The organism is Mycolicibacter engbaekii, from assembly GCF_002101585.1.
In the GTDB taxonomy this organism is placed as follows: domain Bacteria; phylum Actinomycetota; class Actinomycetes; order Mycobacteriales; family Mycobacteriaceae; genus Mycobacterium; species Mycobacterium engbaekii.
The window spans coordinates 15,193-36,252 of sequence record NZ_LQOT01000007.1 but is presented as its reverse complement, the minus strand read 5'-3'; the positions used below and the strand labels follow the sequence as shown (position 1 = coordinate 36,252).

At 70.8% G+C, this 21,060-nt stretch carries 14 protein-coding genes and 2 pseudogenes; 7 read left to right on the top strand and 9 right to left on the bottom strand.

Annotated elements, in window-relative coordinates; translation table 11 throughout:
* Positions 1 to 16: 16 nt before the first annotated feature.
* A complete protein-coding gene (pheT, locus tag AWC02_RS00945) occupies positions 17 to 2,506 on the bottom strand; it encodes a phenylalanine--tRNA ligase subunit beta (RefSeq protein ID WP_085126382.1) in 2,490 nt (829 codons plus the stop codon).
* Positions 2,506 to 3,558: a phenylalanine--tRNA ligase subunit alpha gene (gene pheS, locus AWC02_RS00940; protein ID WP_085126380.1), complete on the bottom strand. Its 1,053-nt coding sequence runs from the start codon at positions 3,556 to 3,558 to the stop codon at positions 2,506 to 2,508. Before pheS ends, pheT begins: the two co-directional genes overlap by 1 nt.
* 337 nt (positions 3,559 to 3,895) lie before the next feature.
* Between pheS and AWC02_RS00935 the strand changes: the two genes are divergently transcribed.
* Positions 3,896 to 4,438 (top strand): hypothetical protein, encoded by a 543-nt coding sequence (locus AWC02_RS00935; RefSeq protein ID WP_085126378.1) that lies wholly within the window; start codon positions 3,896 to 3,898, stop codon positions 4,436 to 4,438.
* Between the two features lie 146 nt (positions 4,439 to 4,584).
* Here the strand turns inward: AWC02_RS00935 and AWC02_RS22765 are convergent, their stop codons facing one another.
* Both AWC02_RS22765 and AWC02_RS00920 read right to left on the bottom strand, forming a co-directional pair.
* Positions 4,585 to 8,685 carry a PGRS repeat-containing protein gene (locus tag AWC02_RS22765; protein ID WP_207567970.1) on the bottom strand — a complete coding sequence of 1,367 codons (4,101 nt, stop codon included), beginning with the start codon at positions 8,683 to 8,685 and terminating at the stop codon, positions 4,585 to 4,587.
* Between the two features lie 131 nt (positions 8,686 to 8,816).
* Positions 8,817 to 9,722, bottom strand: coding sequence for an adenylate/guanylate cyclase domain-containing protein (locus tag AWC02_RS00920; RefSeq protein ID WP_085126376.1), 906 nt, complete (start codon positions 9,720 to 9,722; stop codon positions 8,817 to 8,819).
* A 155-nt stretch (positions 9,723 to 9,877) separates the two neighbouring features.
* On the opposite strand from AWC02_RS00920, the gene AWC02_RS00915 reads away from it, so the two are divergent.
* Positions 9,878 to 10,984: an oxygenase MpaB family protein gene (locus tag AWC02_RS00915; protein ID WP_085126374.1), complete on the top strand. Its 1,107-nt coding sequence runs from the start codon at positions 9,878 to 9,880 to the stop codon at positions 10,982 to 10,984.
* Positions 10,985 to 11,003: 19 nt separating this feature from the next.
* Here the strand turns inward: AWC02_RS00915 and AWC02_RS00910 are convergent, their stop codons facing one another.
* The 4 genes from AWC02_RS00910 to infC are packed head-to-tail and all read right to left on the bottom strand — an operon-like array spanning position 11,004 to position 13,126.
* Positions 11,004 to 11,786, bottom strand: a complete 783-nt coding sequence (locus AWC02_RS00910; protein ID WP_085126373.1) for a TrmH family RNA methyltransferase — start codon at positions 11,784 to 11,786, stop codon at positions 11,004 to 11,006.
* A 13-nt stretch (positions 11,787 to 11,799) separates the two neighbouring features.
* Positions 11,800 to 12,198: a 50S ribosomal protein L20 gene (gene rplT / locus AWC02_RS00905; protein ID WP_085126371.1), complete on the bottom strand. Its 399-nt coding sequence runs from the start codon at positions 12,196 to 12,198 to the stop codon at positions 11,800 to 11,802.
* Positions 12,199 to 12,250: 52 nt separating this feature from the next.
* The gene (rpmI, locus tag AWC02_RS00900; protein WP_046285567.1) at positions 12,251 to 12,445 is read right to left on the bottom strand and encodes a 50S ribosomal protein L35; all 195 of its coding nucleotides are present in this window, start codon (positions 12,443 to 12,445) and stop codon (positions 12,251 to 12,253) included.
* Positions 12,446 to 12,472: 27 nt separating this feature from the next.
* Positions 12,473 to 13,126, bottom strand: a complete 654-nt coding sequence (gene infC / locus AWC02_RS00895; RefSeq protein WP_109560808.1) for a translation initiation factor IF-3 — start codon at positions 13,124 to 13,126, stop codon at positions 12,473 to 12,475.
* Positions 13,127 to 13,514: 388 nt separating this feature from the next.
* Between infC and lysX the strand changes: the two are divergent.
* From lysX to AWC02_RS23000, 4 genes and pseudogenes are all read left to right on the top strand, one after another.
* Positions 13,515 to 16,768, top strand: a pseudogene (gene lysX, locus AWC02_RS00890) (bifunctional lysylphosphatidylglycerol synthetase/lysine--tRNA ligase LysX).
* A gap of 17 nt (positions 16,769 to 16,785) precedes the next feature.
* Complete coding sequence (locus AWC02_RS00885) at positions 16,786 to 18,096, top strand: alpha/beta hydrolase (protein WP_207567969.1); 1,311 nt, start codon at positions 16,786 to 16,788, stop codon at positions 18,094 to 18,096.
* A gap of 10 nt (positions 18,097 to 18,106) precedes the next feature.
* The gene (locus AWC02_RS00880) at positions 18,107 to 18,346 is read left to right on the top strand and encodes a hypothetical protein (protein ID WP_085126427.1); all 240 of its coding nucleotides are present in this window, start codon (positions 18,107 to 18,109) and stop codon (positions 18,344 to 18,346) included.
* Positions 18,347 to 18,349: 3 nt separating this feature from the next.
* Positions 18,350 to 19,554: pseudogene (locus tag AWC02_RS23000) on the top strand (winged helix DNA-binding domain-containing protein).
* On the opposite strand, the gene AWC02_RS00870 reads toward AWC02_RS23000, so the two are convergent.
* Positions 19,523 to 20,287 (bottom strand): hypothetical protein, encoded by a 765-nt coding sequence (locus AWC02_RS00870; protein WP_085126367.1) that lies wholly within the window; start codon positions 20,285 to 20,287, stop codon positions 19,523 to 19,525. The pseudogene AWC02_RS23000 and the gene AWC02_RS00870 overlap by 32 nt on opposite strands.
* A gap of 90 nt (positions 20,288 to 20,377) precedes the next feature.
* Between AWC02_RS00870 and AWC02_RS00865 the strand changes: the two genes are divergently transcribed.
* On the top strand, positions 20,378 to 21,058 hold the full coding sequence (locus AWC02_RS00865; protein WP_237160268.1) for a TetR/AcrR family transcriptional regulator: 681 nt from the start codon (positions 20,378 to 20,380) through the stop codon (positions 21,056 to 21,058).
* The last annotated feature ends 2 nt before the right edge of the window (positions 21,059 to 21,060 follow it).

The window sequence follows — 21,060 nt, the reverse complement described above, 5'->3', positions numbered from 1 at the left end:
CACACACCCGCAGGCGTCAGCGCAGGGCGGCGCCCACGGCCTCTCCGGCGCGGGCGACCGCGGCGTCGCGGGCCGCGCTGGCCTCGTCCTCGGTCAGCGTCCGGTCGGCGGCCCGGAAGCGCAGCGCGAACGCCAGCGACTTGCGGCCCTCCCCGACCTGCGGGCCGGTGTAGACGTCGAACAGCGCGATGTCCTCCAGCAGCTCCCCGGCGCCCTCACGCACCGCGTCGGCCACCGACTGCGCGGTCACCTTCTCATCGACCACCAGCGCCAGGTCCTGGAACACCGCCGGGAACGGCGACACCCGGGGCGCCGGCAATGAGGGCGTCACGGCGATGGCGTCCAGGTTCAGCTCCACCGCGCAGGTGCCCTTGGGCAGCCCCGCTCGTTCGATGACGGCCGGATGCAGCTGCCCGGCATGACCGATCAGGGTCTCGCCGACCAGTACCTGCGCGCAGCGGCCCGGGTGCCAGGGCAGATACGCCCCGGAGCGCAGCGTGACCTCGACGCCGCTGGCCCGGGCGATCACCCGGGCCGCCTCGATGGCGTCGGCGGCTTCCACGGGACGGCCCGGACCCCACGGCCCGCGGGGTTCGGCCAGGCCGGTCAGCGCGACCGCGACGTGCTGCGGCTGGCGCGGCAGAGCCGCGTCGATTCCGGCGATCTCGGCGTCGGTCGGGCGCCGGGCGGGCGTGACGGCCGGGAACTCGGCCGCCTCGGCAGGCTGCACCACCTGCGCGATGGTGAACAGGGCGACGTCGCCCATGCCCCGGGAGACGTTGCGGTTCAACGCTTCCAGCAGGCCGGGCAGCAAAGTGCCGGCCAGCTGCGGCCGGTCGGCCTCCAGCGGGTTGAGCACCGACACCGTGGCGCGGCGGGGGTCGTCGGCCGCCAGCCCCCAGGTGTCGAAGACCCCGGCGGGCAGAAACGGCGAGGTGAGCACCTCGACATAGCCGGCCAGGGCCAGCGATTTGCCGATCGCGCGGCGCCGGCGCTGGGTGGCGGACAGCCCGCGTCCCGCCGGTGCCGTGGGCAGCACCGAGGGGATGGTCTCCAGACCCTCCAGCCGCAGCACCTCCTCGACCAGGTCGGCGGGTTGCCGCAGGTCCGGACGCCAGCTCGGCGGGGTGACAATCAGCACGCCGGCGTTGCGGGCCACCTCGCAGCCGGTCTGGGTGAGCCGCCGGGCGGTGGTGCCCTCCGGGTAGCCGACCCCGGCGACCCGATCGGGCAGGTCGGCCGCGATCTGCACGGCGGGCGGGCTCCAGTTGTCCACCGGGGGCTCGCCGCGCCAGTCGGTCAGGCCCGGTTCGATGACTCCCCCGGCGATCTCAGCCAGCAGCTGCGCACAGCGGTCCAGCACGCCCACCGAAATGGCGGGGTCGACGCTGCGTTCGTAACGCCGGGCGGCCTCGCTGGGCAGGTGCAGCCGCCGCGCGGTCCGCGACACCGCCGCGGGATCCCAGATCGCGGCCTCCAGCAGCACATCGGTTGAGTCCTCGCGCATTTCGGTGCTGCCCGAACCCATCACGCCGCCGATCGCCGCGGTGGCGACGTCGTCGACGATCAGCACGTCCACCGGTTCCAGCTTGCGTTCGACGTCGTCCAGCGTGGTGACGGTCTCGCCCGGGCGGGCGAAGCGGACGTCGAATCCGCCGGTGATGCGGGCGCGGTCGTGGGCGTGCATCGGGTGACCGAGTTCGACCATCACGTAGTTGGTGGCGTCGACGGCCGGGGAGATGGCCCGGATGCCGCAGAGCGCCAGGCGGCGTTGCAGCCACCACGGCGATACCGCCGCGGGGTCGATACCGGTGACGCTGCGCAACGCGAAGCGGCGCACCCCGGTGCCCGGCTGCACGCTCAGCGGCCAGGCCTCGCCCTCGGCGGGCAGCGGAGTCACCACCTGCGCGGAGGCCGGGTCGAGGTAGTCCAGGTCCAGGGCGCAGGCCAGGTCACGCGCCAGCCCCCGCACCGACATGCAGTAGCCGCGGTCAGGGGTGATGGCCAGCTCATAGACCACGTCGTCGAGGCCCAGCACTGCGGTCGCGTCCGCGCCCGGTTCGGCGGTGCCGGCCGGCAGCACCAGGATGCCCGAGTGGTCGGTGCTCAGCCGGATCTCGGCGGCCGAGCAGATCATGCCGTCGGAGGTGCGTCCGTAGGTCTTGCGGGTCGCGATGGCGAAGTCGCCGGGCAGCACCGCGCCGGGCAATGCCACCACCACCAGGTCGCCGACCGTGAAATTCCTGGCGCCGCAGACGATGTCGCGCAATTCCGCTTCGCCGACGTCCACCCGGCAGGCCCGGATCGGCTTCTTGAACTCGGTGAGCTCTTCGATCTCGGCGACCCGTCCGACCTTGAACGGCCCAGTGACCGGGCCCAGGGTGTGGACGCCTTCGACCTCGTGGCCGATCCGCAGCAGCGCCTGCTCGAGTTCCTCGGCGGTGATGTCAAACCCCGGCGCACCGGCGATCAGGGTCTCCCGCAACCAGCTGTAGGGAATGCGCATCAGGCACCCACCCCGAACGGCAGGGAGAACCGGACATCGCCTTCGACCATGTCACGCATGTCCGGAATTCCGTTGCGGAACTGCAGGGTTCGCTCCAATCCCATGCCGAATGCAAAACCGGAGTATTCCTCCGGGTCGATGCCCACGGCGCGCAGCACGTTGGGGTGCACCATGCCGCAGCCGCCCCACTCCACCCAGCCCGGCCCGCCCTTCTTGCCCTCGAACCAGATGTCGACCTCGGCCGACGGCTCGGTGAACGGGAAGAAGTGCGGGCGGATGCGGGTTTTGGCGGCCGGCCCGAACTCGGACCGGGCGAAGGCGTCCAGCGTCCCGCGCAGGTGCGCCATGGTCAGTCCGCGGTCGACCGCCAGCCCCTCGACCTGGTGGAACACCGGGGTGTGGGTGGCGTCGAGCTCGTCGGTGCGGAAGGTGCGCCCGATCGAGACCACGTAGACCGGCAGTTCCCGGGCCAGCAGGGCGCGGATCTGCACCGGTGAGGTGTGGGTGCGCAGCAGTTGCCGAGATCCGGGCGGGGCGATGTGGAAGGTGTCGGAGTCGCTGCGCGCCGGATGGTCGACCGGGAAGTTCAGCGCGTCGAAGTTGAAGTGCTCGGCTTCGACCTCCGGCCCTTCGGCCAGCTCCCAGCCCATGGCGATGAAGGTGTCGGCGACGTGTTCGGCCAGCATGGTGATGGGGTGGCGGGCGCCGACGGGTTTGCGTGCCGAGGGCAGGGTGACGTCGATGCTTTCGGCGGCCAGCACGGCGGCGTCGCGTTCGGCGCGCAGCTCCGCCAAGCGCTCGTCGTAGGCGCGCTGAGCATCGCTGCGGGCGGCATTGACCCGGCGGCCCGCGTCGGCACGGTCGGCCTTGTCCAGTTTGGCCAGGGCCTGGCGGGCCAGGGCCAACGGCGCCCGGTCACCCAGGTGCTCGGTTTTGGCCTGCGCCAGCGCGTCCAGGTCGGCTGCCGCGGCGAACGCGGCCTGCGCTGCCTGCAGCGCGGAGGTCAGGGTCGCCTCGGAGATGACGGACGGGTCGACTGGTTGTTGGCCCACGCGACGAGACTCTCCTTGCTTTCGGGAGTTGACTTGGAAGCGTTTCGAGGACGACCCCGGACACCTCGGCCTTGATGAGCAGCCGGTCCAGATCATATAGAGCACGTCGCAAACCGCCACAGTGAGCTGCGTGGAACCCCTGGGCACCATCGCATCCTGGGGAACACACGTAAGAAATCCTGTGTCGAAACCGACTGAAATAACAGTTGAACCTTGGAAAACCCTCAGCTACTGTCCTTATTTATCTACTTTCGTCAGTCTTTCTCCACTGGAGGACACGGTGAAGCCTTTGCAAGCCGCCTTAGTACATGCCGGAGTAGCACTTGCCACGGCAAGTGTGCTTGTCTCCACTCCAGTTGCCGTTAATGCCTCGGGACTGGCCAACTACGACATCACTCTCACCGCGGACGCGCAGGACCTGGGCGACCCGTTCGGTGTTATCCAGCACATCTTCGAAGAATCCGAGCACCAGTTCTCCACGGGCTTCGAGTACGTGTCCCTCGGCGAGCTCGCGCTGGGCGCCAGCCAGCTGGCCGCGGGATTCGCGAATGCGTTTGTCTATGCGCCGCTGGCCGGCGCGCTGACGGTATTCGACGCGGCAGTGGGGCAAGACCCCGTCTGGTTGAGTGTGCCCGACTTCTACTTTCTGGCTTTCGACCTCGAAGACACGTTCGAGCAGGTCGACTATATGCTCGGCCAAGCTTTCGACCAGATCGCCCAGAGCTTCGATGAATTCGCCGCCGGAGACTTCAACCTGGCCGCGGCCAGCTTGGCCTACGGCTTCACCAACATCTTCACCGACATTCCCCTGCAGCTCCTGGTGGGTGCGGTTTCCCTGTTCGACGGGTTCGACGACGTCGACGGGTTCGACCTGTTCTAGAAGCAACCCTTCGAGCCACTTCGGGGAACCGGTGTCGTTCCTGGGAAGCGATGCACGCACAACGCCCGGCCGGAAACTCCGGCCGGGCGTTTGTGCGATCTACCGCTGATCGATCAACCAGCAGAGGTGCGGGACAACCCCGCCTCCTACTCGTTGCCGGCAGGCTCGGCGCCCGCGCCGCCGGCGCCGCCGTCGCCACCGCTGGTGGTGGTGGGGGTAGCGGGCTTGACGCCGGCCTCGCCGGCCACGTTGCCCGCCTTGCCGCCGGTGCCGCCGGTGCCGCCGACACCGCCCCTGATGTTGCCGAGGCCGTCGCCGCCCTTGCCGCCGCTACCGCCGTCGCCACCTGTGCCGGTGGTGTCGGCGGCGGTGCTGCTGCCGCCGGCACCGCCGTTGCCGCCGGCGCCCACCATGACGGCCCGGCCGTTGGTCGGCGCGGCGCCACCCGGCAGGAGCAGGCTGCCGCCGGCCCCGCCGTCGCCGCCCTTGCCGCCGTTTCCGCTGGTGCTGCTGCCGCCGGCGCCACCGGCGCCACCATTGGCGGCCCGCCAGCTGCCGTCTCCGCTGTTGCCGCCCGTGCCGCCGTCCCCACCGTCGCCGGTGGTGCCGGTGCCGCCGGCGCCGCCCGCACCGCCGGCGCCGCCGGAGCTGAACTTGTTGCCGCCGGAGATCCCTTCATAGCCGTTGCCGCCGTTGCCGCCGTCGCCGCCGGTCTCCCCGTTGCCGCCGGCGCCACCGCGGCCGCCGTTGCCGCCGAAGCTCAGGATCTGGCCCTTGCCGGTCACACTGCCGTTGACGTCGCTCCAGCCGGTGCCCTTGGCGCCTTGGCCGCCGGTACCGCCCTGGCCGCCCTGGCCGCTGGCGCTGGTGCCGCCGGCGCCACCGGCGCCGCCGCTGCCCCCGGCGACGGTGCCCTGGCCTCCGGCACCGCCGTTGCCACCGTTACCACCGGGGCCGCTGTCGGCGGCGTCCTTGGCACTGTCGGTGGCCGCACCACCGGCGCCACCGGCGCCGCCGTTGCCACCCCAGATGACCTCGGTGCTGCCGTCGTTGTCATCGTCGGCTCCGCCGGCACCGCCGTTGCCGCCGTTGCCGCCGCCACCCGTGGTCCCCGCGCCGCCGGCGCCCCCGGCACCGCCCGCTCCGGAGACGCCCAGGACGGTGCCCGCCCCGAACTTGTTGGCGAAACCGTCGATGCCCCAGGTGCCGTCGGACTTCCAGCCGGTGGCCACGCCGCCGGCCCCGCCGTCGCCGCCGTTACCGCCCTTGCCCTCGCCGGTGACGGCGCCACCGTCGCCGCCCTTACCGCCGACACCGCCGTACTGGGTGCCCTCGCCGGCCTTACCGCCCGTGCCGCCGTCGCCGCCGGCGCCCTTGACGGCCGCGCCGCCCTTACCGCCGGCCCCGCCGTTGCCGCCCCGGGTGGCCACGGAGCTGCTGTCTTCGGAGAGCTTGGCTGTGGCGTTGCCGCCGTTACCGCCGTCACCGCCGTCGCCCTCGGTCGTGCCGCCGGCGCCGCCCTTACCGCCGGCTCCGCCGTTACCCCCGGTCAGGGCGTTGCCGGTCTCGTCCTGTTCCGCGTTGCCACCGGCACCGCCGTTGCCGCCGTGGCCGTGGGTGCCGCCGCTGCCGCCGTCGCCGCCGGCGCCGCCGTTGTGGTGCAACTCGGTGCCCGCGGCACCGTTGCCGCCGTGGCCGCCCTGGGCCGTGTCGATGACCCCTACGCCGTCGGCGCCGGCGGTCCCCGCTTTGCCGGTGCCCTCGGCACCGCCAGTGCCTGCCTCGCCGGCGGCACCGCCCTTGCCCGCAGCGCCGGCGTTACCGGCGTTGCCGCCAATGCCGCCCGAGCCGAAGCCGTACTGGCCCCGGTGATCCCAGTGCCCCGCGGCGCCGTTACCGCCGTCGCCACCCGCACCGCCCTTGCCGCCCAAACCACCGTCGCCGCCGTCGCCGTTGGCGCCGCTGTTGCCGGACTCCGAAGTGCCGCCGGCACCACCCGCGCCGCCCTTGCCGCCGTCAAAGCCCGTGCCGCCGTTGCCGCCCTTGCCGCCGGCGCCGTTGTTCTCGCCGACGATGCCGGGGCCGCCCTTGGAGCCGGTCACGCCGTGATCGCCGTTGCCGCCCTTGCCGCCGGCGCCGCCGTTACCGCCGTCGCCGGACTCCGAAGAGCCACCGGCACCGCCGGCACCGCCGTTACCGCCGTTGCTGACCGATCCGTCGCCGCCGTTGCCGCCGTTACCGCCATTGCCGCCGTCGCCGGTGGTGCCGGCGCCGCCCGCACCGCCAGCACCGCCGTTGCCGCCGCCGTTGCCGTCGCCGCCGTTACCGCCGTTACCGCCGTAGTCGTGTGCGCCGTCGGCGTCGGCGCCTGCACCGCCCGCGCCGCCGTGACTGGCCTCGACCGGCTGCAGGCTGCCGGCATCGCCCGCCAAACCCTTAGCGGCGCCCTCGCCGCCGGCCTCGCCGCCGGCGCCGGCAGTGCCGGCCACCGCGCCGTTCGCGCCGGCCTGGCCGCCGTCGCCGCCCGCACCGTCGAGGCCGCCAGAGCCGTTCACGCCCCAGACACCGGTCGCACCGGCGCCGCCGTCACCACCGGCACCGACCGCGCCGCCGTTGCCGCCGCGGCCGCCGTTGCCGTTCAGGCCCGCTTTGCCCACGTCATTGGTGCCCTGCAAGCCACCCGCGGCACCGCCCTTGCCGCCGGTGCCGCCATGGAAGCCGTTACCGCCCTGGCCGCCGGCCTGGCCCGCGCCGTCGTTGACACCGCTGACGCCATCGGCGCCGTTGCCGCCCCTGATGCCGGCGTGCCCGGCGCCGCCCACGCCGCCCACGCCGCCGTTGCCGCCGTTGCCGGCCTCGGCGCCGCTGATACCGCCCTGCCCGCCGACACCGCCGGTACCTCCGGTGGCGCCTACATAGGTGCCGCTGATGCCACCGGCACCGCCGTCACCGCCGCGGCCGCCGTTGCCGATCTGGCCGCCGGTACCGCCCTGGCCGCCCTGACCACCGTTACCGGCGCTGCGCGTGTCGTCATCACCCCCGGCGCCCCCGGCGCCGCCGGTACCGCCCTGGCCGCCATTACCGGTCTCGCCGCCGTTACCGCCGTTGCCCCCGGCGCCGCCGTTGCCCGCCACATGGTCGGCGGTGGCGTCCACACCGGCACCGCCGGTACCGCCCCTGCCGCCATCGCCGAGGGTCGCGGTGTCCTCGCCGGCTGCGCCGGTGCTGCCCAGCGCGCTGCCCGCACCGCCGTTACCGCCCTGGCCCCCGACACCGCCGGCACCGCCCACGCCGCCCGTGCCGCCGTTGAGGTTGTCGGCGTCGCCGGCCGCACCGGTGCCGCCCTGGCCGCCGGCCCCGCCGACACCGCCCTTGCCGCCCGCACCGCCGCTGCCGAAGATCGAGTCGCTCGCGGCGCCACCGTTGCCGCCCCGGCCGCCCTCACCACCGGTGCCGCCGATGCCGCCCACGCCGTTGCCGCCGTCCAGCCAGGTGCCGGCCAGCCCGGTCTCGCCGGTCAGGCCGACTCCGCCGGCGCCACCGGCACCGCCGATGCCGAACAGCCAGCCCAGGCCGTCGCCGCCGTCGCCGCCGTTGCCGCCCTCGCCACCGGCGCCACCGGCGCCACCGATACCCATGAACCAGCCACCGGCACCACCGTCGCCGCCGTCTTGACCGGCAATCCCGGCGCCGCCGGCACCACCGTTGCCGAACCACCCGGCGTCGCCGCCGTCGCCGCCGCCGACGAGGCCGTCCTCGCCCGCGGAGTAGCCGGCGCCACCGTCACCGAACCAGAGGCCACCGGTCCCGCCGTCGGGGTTGTCCGCGGTGCCGTCGATGCCGTCGCCGATATAGAACTGACCTTCTGGAGCCCAGCTGTTGACCGTGTCGATGATCCACGCGTTGGCCGGATTGTCGATCCAGGAGTCCACAAACGTGTACATCGGTTGGTAGACCAGCACGTTGAACAGCCCGGTCAGGTCAAACGGGTTGGCGTCCGCCAAGCCCGGGTCAGCCGACCAGTTGAACCACGACCCGATGTCCCAGGCAGTGCTGTCCCAACCGGTCGCCGAATCTGTGACGGCGAAAAGATCAGTGAGCCAATCGAAATCCCAGTCGGCGTTGGCCTCAGGCGACGCGGCCAGCGGGGCCACACCGAACGACAGGAACGCTGCCGCCGTCCCACCGGCGCCTACCAGCCGATTCTTCTTACGCCCGTGGTTGCGACGCTGCTCCCGACGTGACATGACTCCCCGCTCCTGCATAAAGGCGACCTGTGGAAAACCGGTCAATAGTTATGGTGCTCACCGCAGGGTATTCCAAGGAACGGGGTTCATCCACTCGAAAGGGCGGCCGCCGGAGCCGTGGCGAGGCAGGATCAGTCCGGGTCCGGGGCGCTCTGGCGAACTGCCTTGAGCCGGTACATCACCAGATCTGCCGGGACACCGCTGGTCTTGGCCGCGAGCACCTGACGGCGCGCCCGCTTGGCAACCACGCCCAACTCGGCCAAATCGGCCGGATCAATGCGTTTCAGGGTCGGCCCGGAGACCACGATGCCGCCCTTGATGGCGCGTTCCATGACCCGGGCCGCGATATTCACGTCCACCCCGAGCCAGTCGTCGGCCAACCGCTGGGGCCGGCCGGTGTGGATGCCGACCCGCATCCGCGGAGTGTGTCCGTTGACCTCGACCTCGCGAATCGCCTCTTGGGCCGCCAGCAGCGCCGCCACCGCCACCAACGGGTCGCGGAACACCGCCATCATCCCGTCCCCCATCCGCTTGACGATGCGGCCACCGGCGTCCAGCACCGGCGGCTCGATCGCCCGGGACACCCGCCGCAGCAGGGTGAGGGTGGCATCGTCGCCGGACTGCAGCGACCAGGCCGAGAAGCCGACCAGGTCGGTGAAGACCAGCGTCGCCTCCGCGTCGCCCGGTCCGCGCGAAATCCGTTTGGTCAGCGCCTGCCACACCTGCAGGGCGCCCAGGCTGACTTCCCGCGACGCCGCGGATCGGTCCCCGATCAAGCGGCCGGCCGCCCGCGCGGCCGACTCCGGCCCGCCGTCTCCGGCCGTGGACAGCGGATCACCGAACTCCGGATCGCCGGGCAACACCTGGCGCACCCGGCGAACCAGGTCCACGATCCGGATGTCGTTGGTGGTGCGGTTCAGCCACGCCGCAGCCTCGTCGAGCGAGAACTGCGGGCGACTGTTGGGGCTCTGCGGGGCGGGATTCTCCACGTTGTCCCCGAGCCCATCGGCCTCCCCGCGGGCCCGCTCGAGGTCCATGCGAATCAGCGTAAGTGGCCATATCGACCCCGGCAACGGCACCGGCAGGTGGCGCACGCCACGATCGGCTATTTTGTTGCGACGCGCCACATCTAATGTAGACAACGACTGTTGTCACAATTATCGTGGTTTCAGGTTCCCAGACAGGAGACGTGATGACCGTTACGCCGACCGCGTCCGTCGAGCAGCCCGCACAGGCCGCCGACAGCAGCGCTCCCGCCGCTCCCAAGCCGGCCCCGGCGGTGGAGCCGTTGACCTCCGATTCCCTGACGTGGAAGTACTTCGGCGACCTGCGCACCGGCATCATGGGCGTCTGGATCGGTGCGATCGAGAACATGTACCCCGGCCTGGGTGCGGGCGTCACCGACCACTCCACCATCTTGAGCGAGCCCATGCAGCGCGTCATGCGGTCGGTCTACCCGATCATGGGCGTGGTCTATGACGGTGCACGCGCCCAGCACACCGGCTCCTCGATCCGCGACTACCACCGCGACATCAAGGGAGTCGACGAACAGGGCCGCCGCTACCACGCCCTGGACCCCGACACGTTCTACTGGGCGCACGCCACGTTCTTCATGCTCATCATCAAGCTGGCCGAATACTTCGACGGCGGACTGACGCTGGCCGAAAAACGGCAGCTCTTCGACGAGCATGTGCAGTGGTACCGGATGTACGGCATGAGCATGCGCCCGGTGCCCAAGTCCTGGGAAGACTTCTGCGAGTACTGGGACCGCGTCTGCGAGGAAGAGCTGGAACTGACGCCGGCCGCCATCGACATCCTGAACATCAAGATTCCCAAGCCGTGGTTCGTGCCGATGCCCGACGCGGTGTGGCACCAGATGTTCAAGCCGGCGCTGGCCGCCCAACGCTGGGTGGCGACCGGGCTCTTCGAGCCGGCGGTGCGGGAGAAGGCCGGCCTGCGCTGGTCGGAGAGCGACGAGGTGCTGCTGCGGCTGCTGGGCAAGGTCAGCCACCTCGCGTTCAGCGTGGTGCCCGACGAGATCCGGCTGCACCCGCGCGCTTTGGCCGGCTACCGGCGTGAACAGGGCAAGATTCCCAGCGACACCCCCGTGGTGGAGGCGCCCTGGTTCGCCGGGCCGCCCAAAGAGCGGCGCCGCAGCGGCATGCACTACGTGCCGCCGGTCAGCCCGGGGATGAAGCTGGTGGAGCGCGCCGGGGCGTTGATGCACAGCACCTTCTCGCTGGCCGCCGGCGCCGGGCTGACCCCTCGGCCGCCACGCCCCCGCCGCAAGGCCGCCTGAGGCGGGCGGGGCGGCCGCGCTACTGGCGGCGCTGCACCCGCGCGCTCTGATACAGGCAGATCGCCGCTGCCGCAGCAACATTCAGACTCTCGGCGCCTCCCGACATCGGGATGCGCAGCCGGTGGTCGGCGGCTGCGGCGGCGTCGGCCGGCAGCCCCTGGGCCTCCGGACCGAACAGCCACGCGGTGCGCGCGGTCAGCACCGGATCGGCGTCGTCCAGGCTCAGCTCGCCGTCCAGCGCCGTGGCCACCACCTGCAACCCCGCCCCGTGCAACGCCGCGAGCACGGCACCGGTGTCGGCGACCACTGCCACCGGAATGTTGAAGATGCTGCCCGCCGAGGAACGCAGGCACTTGCCGTTGTAGGGATCGACGCTGTTGCCGGTCAGCACCACCAGGTCGGCGCCGGTGGCATCGGCGATACGGATCAAGGTGCCGGCGTTTCCGGGTTCGCCGATACCCACCGCGACAGCCACCAGCTGCGGCGACTCGGCCAGCGAATCCTGCAGATCGGCGTCGAAATGCGGGCACACCGCCACCAATCCGGCCGGGGTGACGGTGTCCGACAGTGCTTTTGCCGCGCGTTCGGTGATGAGGTGCACCGGCGCCTGCGCGGCGGCCAGTAGGTCGGCATGACGCTGCGCCGCCGACTCGGTGGCGAAGACCTCCAGGGCCAAGCCGCGGCTGAGCGCGGACTCGACCAGATTGGGCCCCTCGGCCAGGAAGCGCCGTTCGCGCTTCCTGGCCGCGTGCCGATGCAGCTTGACCGCCGCGACCACCCGGGCCGAACGTTCGGTCAGCATCGGCGCGTTCGGGTCAGGCAGCCTCTCCGGAGGCAGAAGCCGGCGCGTTGACATCGCTGGGCAGCGCGGCCCGGGCGACCTCGACCAGCGCGGTGAACGCCGCGGCGTCGCTGACGGCGATCTCGGCGAGGTTCTTGCGGTCCACCTCCACACCAGCGGCCTTGAGGCCCTGGATCAGGCGGTTGTAGGTGATGTCGTTGGCGCGGGCGGCCGCGTTGATGCGGGCGATCCACAGCTTGCGGAACTCACCCTTGCGGGCTCGACGGTCCCGGTAGGCGTAGGTCAGCGAGTGCAGCTGCTGCTCTTTGGCCTTGCGGTACAGCCGCGAACGCTGGCCACGGTAACCCTTCGAAGCCTTCAGGACTGTACGACGCTTCTTCTGGGCGTTGACTGCGCGCTTCACGCGTGCCATGGGATGTTCCTACTCTCGTTGTGCGTAAGGGGAAACGGTGCGAGAACGGCAATCAGCCGTTGAGCATCGCGTTGACGCGCTTGGTGTCGCTGGCGGCCACGTCGGTGCGGCCGGCCAGGCGGCGGGTGCGGGTGCTCGGCTTGTGCTCGAGCAGGTGGCGAGCGTTGGCCTTCTGCCGGACGATCTTGCCGGTTCCGGTGCGGCGGAACCGCTTCGAAGCGCCGCTGTGGGTTTTCGCCTTAGGCATGTTTCCTCAGTTCTGGTGTCGGGGTTTTCAGTTCTCGGGCTGCTGCTCGGCCGCATCCGCCGCAGGGGCGGCTGCTGCCGGGGGCTTCGCACCCGCGCCGGCATCTTCTGCTGCCTTGGCGCGGGTCTTCGCGCCGCGGTGCGGTGCCAGCACCATCGTCATGTTGCGTCCGTCCTGCTTGGCGGAGGTCTCGACGAAGCCGTACTCGGCGACGTCGGCGCCCAGCCGCTGCAGCAGGCGGTAGCCGAGCTCGGGCCGGGACTGCTCACGGCCGCGGAACATGATGGTCACCTTGACCTTGGCCCCGGCTTCGAGGAAGCGGACCACATGGCCCTTCTTCGTCGCATAGTCGTGGTCGTCGATCTTGGGACGCAGCTTCTGTTCCTTGACGACGGTCTGCTGCTGGTTCTTGCGAGACTCGCGCTCCTTTTGAGCCGCCTCGTACTTGTACTTGCCGTAGTCCATGATTTTGCAGACCGGCGGTTTGGCGGTCGGTGCGACTTCGACAAGGTCGAGATCGGCATCCGCGGCGACGCGAAGCGCATCTTCGATGCGCACTATGCCTACCTGCTCCCCGCCCGGGCCGATCAATCGAACCTCAGGTACACGAATGCGCTCGTTGACGCGGATCTCAGTGCTGATGGGACCTCCTTGGGTAGTCTTCGGTCGCGGCCGCCGCAGTGCTCGTCCGGACGCAGCGGCGCTGACCCCACCCACCAGCAAAAAAGCCCTGCATGAAGCAGGGCCCATACCGACCGATCACGGCCTGAAAAGCATCAAGCCGCCCGCGCTGTGCGCAGAGCAAGCGGTTCGCACCGCCTGCGACCGGACCACAGAACCTCTTCGGCCCGTGGTGGGAGGGAACTCCACTTGCTGTCCTGGCTTACGCCGGGACGGTCGCACAGGAGAGTGTAGCAGCAGTTCAGCACGGGTTGCGCCCACCGATCCCGCAAACCCGTCGCGCCTCACACCATGTTCGCGGGTTCTCTGCCTATTCTGCCTGGCTATGACCTTGACTGTGCCGCCCGTGCCGCGCTCGCGCAACCGGGCGCCGTCCCGGCTCCACTGGGTGCCCACCGCGGCGGCCTGGGCGGTCGGTATCGCCGCGGGTCTGTCGCTGCTGGCGAGCATGTCGCCGGTGATCCGGTGGGCCATCCGAGTGCCGCGCGAGTTCATCGACAAATACCTGTTCAACTTCCCCGACACCAGCCTGGCCTGGGCTTTCGTCCTGGCGCTGCTGGCAGCCGCGCTCAGCGCGCACAAGCGCATCGCCTGGTGGCTGCTGATCGCGAACCTGGTGATCGCCGGCGGCTGGAATGCCAGCCGGCTGCTCACCGGCAGCTCCGACCGCGTCCAGGTCATCGGCGGCGCCGCGGGCCTGGTGCTGCATGCGGCCGCGATTCTGGTGCTGGTGGCGGCCCGCAACGAATTCTGGGCCAAGGTGCGCCGTGGGGCGCTGCTGAAGTCCGCCGCGACGCTGGCCGCCGGCTGGGCGGTGGCGATACTGCTGTGCTGGGGGCTCATCGAACTGTTCCCCGGGACGGTGGAACGGCCGCTGCGGCTGCCCTATGTGGTGAATCGGGTGGTTGGTTTCGGGCTGCTCGAACCGGACCTGTTCCCCGGCAAGCCCGACCTGGGGCTGCGCGCGCTGTGCGGGCTGCTCGGGGCGCTGGCCCTGGTCGCCGCGGCCATCGTGCTGTTTTTGTCCCAGCGCTCGGACAACGCGCTGACCGGCCAGGACGAGTCGGCGATCCGCGGACTGCTCGAGCAGTACGGGCAGAACGACTCGCTGGGCTACTTCGCCACCCGCCGCGACAAATCGGTGGTGTTCGCCCCCAACGGGCGCGCCGCCATCACCTACCGGGTGGAGGTGGGTGTCTGCCTGGCCAGCGGCGACCCGGTGGGCGACCCCAGAGCCTGGCCGCAGGCCATCAACGCCTGGCTGCGGGTCTGCCGGGACTACGGCTGGGCGCCCGGGGTGATGGGCGCCAGTTTCGCCGGCGCACAGGCCTTCCGGGACGCCGGACTGAGCGCGCTGGAACTGGGCGACGAGGCGATCCTGCGGCCCGCGGAGTTCAAGCTGTCCGGCCCGGACATGCGCGGGGTGCGCCAGGCCGTCACCCGGGCCCGCCGGTCAGGCCTGACGGTGCGGATACGCCGGCACGGCGACATCGGCCCCGAGGAGATGGCCCGCGTCATCGAACGCGCGGACGCCTGGCGCGACACCGAGTCCGAGCGCGGCTTCTCCATGGCGCTGGGCCGCCTCGGCGACCCCGCCGACGCCGAGTGCCTGCTGGTCGAGGCGGTGCGGGGCGACAGCGGCGAGGTGGTGGCGATGCTGTCGCTGGTGCCGTGGGGGCACAGCGGGGCGTCGCTGGACCTGATGCGCCGCAGTCCGCAGTCCCCCAACGGCACCATCGAACTGATGGTCAGTGAGCTGGCGCTGCAGGCCGGCACCGTCGGCGTGAACCGGATCTCCCTGAACTTCGCGATGTTCCGGTCCGCTTTCGAACAGGGCGCGCAGCTGGGCGCCGGGCCGGTGCTGCGCCTGTGGCGCCGGTTGCTGATGTTCTTCTCGCGCTGGTGGCAACTGGAGACGCTGTACCGCTCGAACATGAAGTACCGGCCGCAGTGGGTGCCGCGCTACGCCTGCTACGAAGACGCCCGGCTGATCCCCCGCGTGGGCGTCGCCTCGGTGATCGCCGAAGGCTTCCTGGTGCTGCCCTTCTCGCGGCGCAGCGAGCAGCACACCGGTCAACACTCGGCCGTGCCGGAGCCGCTGGCCGCCTCCGGGCAGTTGCACAACGACGGGACGGCGCCCGACTGCCCGGAGTACGCCGTGCCCGGCCCAGCCCGGCCCCGGCTGCCCGAGCAGGTCCGGGTCCGGATGGCCAAGCTGAAGTCGTTGCAGGACAGCGGCGTCGACGCCTACCCGGTGGGGCAACCGCCCAGCCACAGCGTGCGCCAGGCGCTGGCCGGCGCCGCCGGGACCGTGTCGGTGGCCGGGCGGGTGCTGCGGATGCGCGACTACGGCGGTGTGCTGTTCGCGCAGCTGCGCGACTGGTCAGGCGAGGTGCAGCTGCTGCTCGACGACGCGGTGCTCACCGAGGCCGGCGACGCCCGCGCCGCCGACTTCAGCGCCGGAGTGGACCTGGGCGATCTGGTCGAGGCCACCGGCCGGATGGGCCAGAGCCGCAACGGGACGCCCTCGCTGCTGGTGACGCAGTGGCGGCTGATCGGCAAATGCCTGCGCCCGCTGCCCGACAAGTGGAAGGGCCTGACCGACCCCGAGGCGCGGCTGCGGACCCGCTATGTGGACCTGGCCGTCAACGCTCAGGCGCGCGAGCTGATCACAGCGCGCAGCAACGTGCTGCGCTCCATTCGGGACACCTTGTTCGCCAAGGGATTCCTGGAGGTCGAAACCCCGATCCTGCAGCAACTGCACGGCGGGGCCAACGCCCGCCCCTTCGTCACCCACATCAACGCCTACGACCTGGACCTGTATATGCGGATCGCCCCGGAGCTCTACCTCAAGCGACTGTGTGTGGGCGGCGTGGAGCGGGTGTTCGAGCTGGGCCGGGCGTTTCGCAACGAGGGCGTGGACTACAGCCACAACCCGGAGTTCACCCTGCTGGAGGCTTACGCGGCCCACGGCGACTACCTCGCCTGGATCGACGGCGCGCGTGAGCTGATCCAGAACGCCGCGGTGGCGGCCAACGGCGCGCCGGTGGTGATGCGGCCGGGACCGACGGCCGGCTCGAACCGGTCGACATCTCGGGGCTCTGGCCGGTGGTCAGCGTGCACGACGCGGTGTCGGCGGCGCTCGGCGAGCAGATCGACGCCGGCACCGAGCTGCCTGCGCTGCGCAAGTTGTGCGACCGCGCCGGCGTGCACTACCTGCGCCAGTGGGATGCCGGCGCCGTGGCGCTCGAGCTCTACGAGCACCTGGTCGAGGCCCGCACCGAGCAGCCCACCTTCTACATCGACTTCCCCACCTCCGTCTCGCCGCTGACCCGGCCGCACCGCAGCAAGCCGGGCGTTGCCGAGCGGTGGGACCTGGTGGCGTGGGGCGTGGAACTGGGCACCGCCTACAGCGAACTCACCGACCCGGTGGAGCAGCGGCGCCGGTTGCACCAGCAGTCGCTGCTGGCCGCCGGCGGCGACCCGGAGGCGATGGAACTCGACGAGGACTTCCTGGCCGCCATGGAGTACGCGATGCCGCCGACCGGCGGGCTGGGCATGGGCGTGGACCGCGTCGTCATGCTCATCTCCGGGCACAGCATCCGCGATACGCTGCCGTTCCCGCTGGCCAAACCCCGCTAGGCATACCGCGGTCCATCATGGATGGGGTGATCCTGTCCAGTGGCGAACACACCTCGCTGATGCACGGCTGGGTCCCGGTCACGGTGCAGGCGGCCGCGGTCGCGATGCTGGTGCTGGCCGTGGGCCGCCGGCCCCGGAGCTGGCTGTGGCGCCTGCCCGTGATCAGCGGCGTGGGGCTGCTGGCGGCGGGCGGCGCGTACTGGTTCGTCACCGACGACGGGCTGTCCGGCCAGCCGCCACCGGCGACCCTGTGGATGTGGATCGCGCTGACCGGCGCCGCCGCGGCGCTGCTGGTTCTGGGTTGGCGCGGTGCGGCCTGGTGGCGCCGCGGTGTGACCCTGCTGGCGGTGCCGCTGTGCCTGATCAGTGCGGGAGTGAGCCTCAACACGTGGGTCGGTTACTTCCCGACGGTGCAGAGCGCCTGGAGCGATCTGACGGCCGGGCCGCTACCCGACCAGAGTGACCTGGCCACGGTGCATGCGATCGCCGGCTCGGGCGCGATGCCGGCGCGGGGCCGGGTGCTGCAGGTCGCGATTCCCGCCGACGCTTCCCATTTCAGGCATCGCGGCGAACTGGTGTATCTGCCCCCGGCGTGGTTCGCCCACAGCCCGCCGCCGGAGCTGCCCGCCGTGATGATGATCGGCGGCGAGTTCAACACCGCCTCGGACTGGCTGCGCTCCGGGGGTGCGATCGCCGCCGTCGACGACTTCGCCGCCACCCACCACGGCAATGCACCGGTGCTGGTGTTCGTCGACTCCGGCGGCTCCTTCAACAACGACACCGAATGCGTCAACGGCCCGCGCGGCAACGCCGCCGACCATCTGACCAAGGACGTGGTGCCGTATCTGGTCTCGCACTTCGGGGTGCGGCCGTCGCACTGGGGTGTGGTCGGCTGGTCCATGGGCGGCACCTGCGCGGTAAACCTGACCGCGATGCACCCCGAGGAGTTCAGCGCCTTTGTCGACATCGCCGGCGATCTCGGCCCCAACGCGGGAACCCGCGCCCAGACCATCAGCCGGCTGTTCGGCGGCAGCGCCGCCTCCTGGGCGGCGTTCGATCCCTCGACGGTGATCGCCACACACGGTCGCTATTCCCCCGGGGTTTCGGGGTGGTTCGCGGTCGACAGCAGTGCCACCAAGGCCGATACCGGCGGCCAGCTCGCTGCCGCGACGACGCTGTGCGCGCTGGGACGGGCCAACGGGATCGACTGCGCGGTGATCACCGAACCGGGCCAGCACGACTGGCCGTTCGCCGGGCGGGTGTTCGCCCACGCCCTGCCCTGGCTGGCCTCCCGGCTGGGCACTCCGGGAGTGGCGCCGGGGCGGTAACGTGGCCGGCATGGGTGACGATCCGGGCGACCCGCAGCCCGACACCGGCTACGACGCCACCGGTGTGCCGACGTTCGACTCTGTCCGCGAGAAGATCGAGCGCCGCTTCGAGACCTCGATCGGCGCCCAGGAGCTGGATTCCGAGACACCCGAGGGCCGCACCGTCGAGAAGCAGTTCGAGGACCGCCAGCGCGCGGCCGCCGAGAAGCTGGAGCAGATCCGCAGGTCGATGCGCGAGGGCGAGCACTGACCGGTGCGGAGCTTCACCGTCGCCGAGCGGCGAAGCCGTTTGGCGCGCCGGCATTTTCTTGCCCCCGGTACCCCTGACGAGCCGATAGACCGGATCGCCGCGAAGCTGGTCGGGCTGCATGCCACCGATCCCGCCACCCCCTACCTGTCGCTGTGGGCGCGGAATCTGAAATTCACCGTCGCGGACCTGAACGACGCACTGTACGAAAAGCTTTCCCTGGTCAAGCATCTGGCGATGCGACGCACGCTGTGGGTGATCGATCCCGCTGATCTGCCCGCCGTGCAGGCGGCGGCCAGCGATCGGGTGGCCGACACCGAGCGGCGCCGGCTGATCGCCGATGTGACCAAGGCCGGTGTGGCCGAGGACGGCGAGGAGTGGCTGACCAGGGCCACCGCCGCCGTCCTGGCGCACCTGGGCGAGCACGGCCCGGCCAGCAGCGCCGAGCTGCGCGGGGCCTGCCCGAACTGGCCGGCACCTACGATCCCGCGCCGGGAAAGTCCTACGGCGGCCAGACCCATCTGGCGCCGCGCGCGCTGACCGTGCTGGGCGCGCAGGGCCATATCGTGCGCGGGCCCAATGACGGCGGCTGGACCTCGTCGCGGCCGCGGTGGGCGACCGCGGAGAGCTGGCTCGGCGGTTCTGGCGCCCCGCTGCCCGCCGAACCCGCGCAGGCCCAGCTGATCCGAACCTGGCTACGCGCGTTCGGCCCGGCCACCGCTGACGACATCAAATGGTGGTTCGGCACCACCAAGACGGTGGTGCGCCGGGCATTGGGCGAGATCGGCGCCGTCGACGTCGACCTGCACGGCACGCCCGGCTATGCGCTGGCCGACGACCTGGAGCCAGAACCCGAGGTCGAACCGTCGGGTGCGCTGCTGCCGGGCCTCGACGTCACCACCATGGGCTGGTATCACCGCGACTGGTACCTGGGTGCGCACCGCGGCCGGCTCTTCGACAACAACGGCAACGCCGGGCCCACGGTGTGGTGGAACGGCCGAATCGTCGGCGGTTGGTATCAGAATCCGGCCGCCGAGGTGCAGCTGCAGCTCCTGGAGGATCCGGGCCGGGCGGCCCGCTCCGTGCTGGAGCGCCGGGCGCGGGAGCTCACCGCGTGGCTGGACGGGGTGCGGGTGCCGCCGCGGTTCCCGTCGCCGCTGGTGAAGGCGGCAGCAGTCGCTACTGCGGCGAAGCGCCGAACTGCTTTTTGAGCATCGCGTACCCCCAGGCCAGTACCAGCCAGGGCGCGATCAACCACGGACCGTTCAGCAGAATGAACTTGACGCCCAGATCCATGAAGCTGTCGGTATTGATCGATGGGAAGCCGGCGATGATCTCGGTGCCGTAGTAATACCAGGTCAGGACGGTATGCGTGACGGCCGTCGACATCACCAGCAGGGTTCCCCGGTAGTCGGTGAACTTGGACCGAAACAGCAGGACGAGTCCGGTGACGCCCACGCAGGCGTTGATCACCGACAGCACCTCGATCATCAAGAAGTTGGGTTCGGCGTGCAGATAGCGCAGGTCGCCGCCGTCGATGTAGTTCCACCAGGGATACGCCCACGCCGCATCGCGCGCCCCGGCGATGGCCTTGTGCAGAATCAGCCAGCCGAGCTCCCAGCTGAGATGCGTTGCGTAGGAGCAGATCACGAACGGCAGAGCTACCGCCTGGAGGCGCTGAAATCGGGTCCACGTCCGAAGCGACGGGATCGGCAGGAACGCCGCAAAGATGCCGAGGAAGTAGGCAGCGGTCGCCTGCACGACCATGGCATCGGCGATGAAGGGACGGTCCACGCCGCTGTGAAATGCCAAGTAGCTGTACACCGGAAAGGCGAGGGCCAGCGAGCCGAACGCCACGGTCCATATGATGCGCAGTCCGCGCGACCGCGGAAGTGTCATCGAGATCTGCGGCGATGGTTCCCGGCTCAGCTCCGTGGTCGCCATGGGCGCACCTTCCCCAGTTCCCGATCGAGCTATGGAGTAATGACGACTCTGTTAACCAGAATCATGATTACTGTGGCACCGTAGCACCTCGTGGACACTGCGCCAACGGTCGATCGAGAGCAGGGGGCGGCCATGGAACCGAACCGATCCACGCCACCGGTCGCCGATATGGCCGACGCCCGCAGGGCCATGTACCAACAGCAGATCGTGGCCGCGGCCGAGTACGAATTCAGTCGCTCCGGCTTCGCCGCCGCGCGGGTGAGTGACATCGCCAAGACCGCGGGCGTGTCCTTGGCGACGGTCTACAAGCACTTCGGCGGCAAAGACGAGATCTGGGATGCCCTCAATGCCGCGCGCATGCAGGAGTTCGTCGCCGCCGTGCGCCTACGCACGGACGACATCGACTCCCCGCTGGAGGCGATCCTGGTCGGAGCGCGAGCCGAGGTTGAATTCTTCGCAGCACACCCCCACTTCCTGCAGCTGCATATCAATGAGGGACTGAGCTGGGCATCGGCCTCAGCCGAACTGGGCCGCGGGGGTCAACGAGCAGCGTGGCGAACCGGGATGGACATGATCACCCGAGCAGCCGAGATCGCGGCGGACGCTGGCCAGATCCACCTGCCTCCGCGAATCGCTGCGGCACTGGTCATCTCGGCCGTGCAGATCTGGCTCACCGACTGGGTCTCTGCGGGCAAGACCGAGCCGATAGAGGCTGTTGCCGACGCTGTCGTGCGGCACCTGCGAGTCAGCCTCGGCGCTGCGCCGGCTTAGCA